The sequence below is a fragment of the Kineosporia sp. A_224 genome, from assembly GCF_002198655.1.
Lineage (GTDB): Bacteria > Actinomycetota > Actinomycetes > Actinomycetales > Kineosporiaceae > R-H-3.
Map to the genome: position 1 here is coordinate 18,369 of NZ_MWLN01000151.1, position 2,465 is coordinate 20,833.

At 72.4% G+C, this 2,465-nt stretch carries 2 protein-coding genes; one reads left to right on the plus strand and one right to left on the minus strand.

Features of this window, described 5'->3' with window-relative positions:
• Nucleotides 1-1,420 (minus strand): O-antigen ligase (locus tag EDJALFJO_RS13385; protein ID WP_158220422.1); only part of this gene is annotated, 1,420 nt, incomplete at its 3' end.
• Nucleotides 1,421-1,697: 277 nt separating this feature from the next.
• On the opposite strand from EDJALFJO_RS13385, the gene EDJALFJO_RS13390 reads away from it, so the two are divergent.
• Nucleotides 1,698-2,465 (plus strand): Wzz/FepE/Etk N-terminal domain-containing protein (locus tag EDJALFJO_RS13390; protein ID WP_143448560.1); only part of this gene is annotated, 768 nt, incomplete at its 3' end.

The window sequence follows — 2,465 nt, forward strand, 5'->3', positions numbered from 1 at the left end:
GGCGGCCGGGCGCGGGGATGCCGACGTCCGGCCAGCGCAGGCTGCGCTCCAGGTGGCTCTCCCGGTGCGGCGGGACGCCGTGCCGGCGCACGACCCGCTCCGGCACGACCGGGGCGTCCGAGCGGACCGGGTCGTCACGGCGCAGCAGCAGCGCCGCGGTGACGAGGACGATGAGCAGGTTCATCCCGTCGAGCCCGTAGAACATGAGCATCACCGAGACGACGACGAGCGTCATGTGGACGAAGGCGCCGGGCAGGTCCGTGGTGCGCCGCGTCGTCAGCGCCAGGCCCCAGACCGTCGTGAGGAACAGGGCGAGCCCGACGAAGCCGTGGGAGAACATGACGTACCAGAAGTGGCCCTGGGTGCCGACGCTCACCCCGAGCAGCTCCGACGGCCGGGGGGCGCCGTAGCCGAGCAGCGGCGAGTCGAGCGTGCGGTCGAAGGCCTCCCGGTAGATCGAGGCCCGGTCGGCCGTCGTCGAGCTCGACGAGGTCCGCTGCGAGATCCGGTCGAGGGCCCCGGTGCTCAGGACGAACAGCGCCGCCCCCGCGAGCGGGACCGCGGCGAGCAGCACGTGCCCGAGCCGGATCCGCCGCCGCAGCCGGAGCGTCGTCACCATCGCCGACACCGCGACGCCGACGAAGATGCCCCGGTTGAGGGTCGCCAGGGCGGGTGGGACGGCGGCCAGAACGAGGAGCGGCAGGGTCGTCCGGAGCCGCCGGTCGGCGATGAGCCACAGCGCGACCATGAGCGGCAGGAGCAGCACGAACGCGTGCCCCCAGCCGTTCGTGTACGGGAACGGCGCGGCCGGCCGGACGAACGGGTAGGGCGCGCCGTACGGCTGCTGGACCTCGGCGAACCGGGGGCTGAGCAGCTCGCGGACGTAGTCGTTCGAGGCGATGTTGCGCGGCATGATCCGCAGCATCGGGGTGTTGATCCGGGTGTACGGGGCGATCATCCCGAGGTAGCCGCCGACGGCGATCCAGCCGAGGAACCAGGCCATCGCCCCGAGGAGACGGCGGCGGGTGAGCCGCTCGGCGGCGTTGTAGACGTAGACGGCGACGATGCTGGCGCCGACGAGCGTCGTCCAGCGCTGGGCGAAGCCGAGCATCCGGCCGGCGGTGTCGATCATCGACGCCGACACGAGCATCCAGATGATGAAGCCGGTCCACGGCAGCCACATCCGGGGCAGCCGGACGGATCCGCGCACCGACATGAGGAACAGGCAGACGGCGCCGGCCATCGGGATGACGAACGGCATCAGCCCGGCGACCCACCACAGCGGGAAGAGCACGAACAGCCACGTGACCGGCCAGGCCGGCAGCACGCCCGCGCGGGCGGCCCGGGCGCCGCGGCGGTCGAGCGGGCCGACGGCCACGCCCCCCGCCTGCTGCAGCGCGCTCACGGTGCGGGCCTCCACGGGTCGCTCGTCCTCGTCGGTCGTCCTGGGCGGTTCTCGGCGGTCCGCCGTCCCTGTCTTCATCGCCCGAGGAGGGGTTCAGCCTTAGCCAGGACGTGCCGATCATTCTTCAGCAGGCCAGGGTGTCCGTCGCCACGTTCGCGGAGAGTCGCGGACAAACCGAGCGAACGGTGTAGATCCTGGCCCGGGGTGCCCGTGCGCCCTGCGGCCGCCCTAGGCTGTGCGACACGACAGGCTGACGACGAGGACGCCCGGACCGACCTGGAGGCCCGCAGGCATGGAGGACATCACCGGCGCGCTCACCGTCCGGGACGTCGTGACGCGCGTCAGGCAGCGTCCCGTCCTCGCGGTCGCCCCGATGATGCTCGGCCTCCTGCTGTCGGTGGCCTACGTCGTGCTGACCCCGCCGACCTACTCGGCGACCGCCTCGGTCAAGGTCGAGCCCGTCGTCGCGGACCGGTACGCCGGCAACGTCAACGTGTCGAACCTCATCTCGATGCAGACCGAGATGCAGGTCGTGCAGTCGACGTCGGTCGCCGCCCTCGCCGCCGACACCCTCGGCATCGACATGCGGACCGTGCGGCACTCGATCGCCGTCTCCTCGCCGCAGGACACCCAGGTCGTCGACATCACGTACTCCGCGGGCTCGCCCGCGGCGGCGGTGCGCGGTGCCGCCACGGTCGCCGACAGCTACCTCACGTACAGCAAGCAGAGCAAGCAGTCCGTCGCCAAGACGCAGTACGCCGAGGTGCTCAAGAACATCGACGAGGTGCAGAAGCAGATCGCCGTGAAGTCCACGACGGCGCTCCAGACGCAGCTCGACGTCCTCGTCCAGAGCCGCCGGAGCCTGGAGTCGCTGCTCGCGAACACCGCCGGCGAGATCATCAACAAGCCGGTCGAGCCGACGTCCCCGGCGTCGCCGAAGCCGCTCGTCGCGATCCCCGCGGGCCTCGGCCTCGGGGCGATCCTCGGCCTCGCATTCGCCGTCCTCTGGCCCGCGCGCAGCCGCCGCCGGCTCACCGCCCCGGTCCCGCCGGCGCCGGGG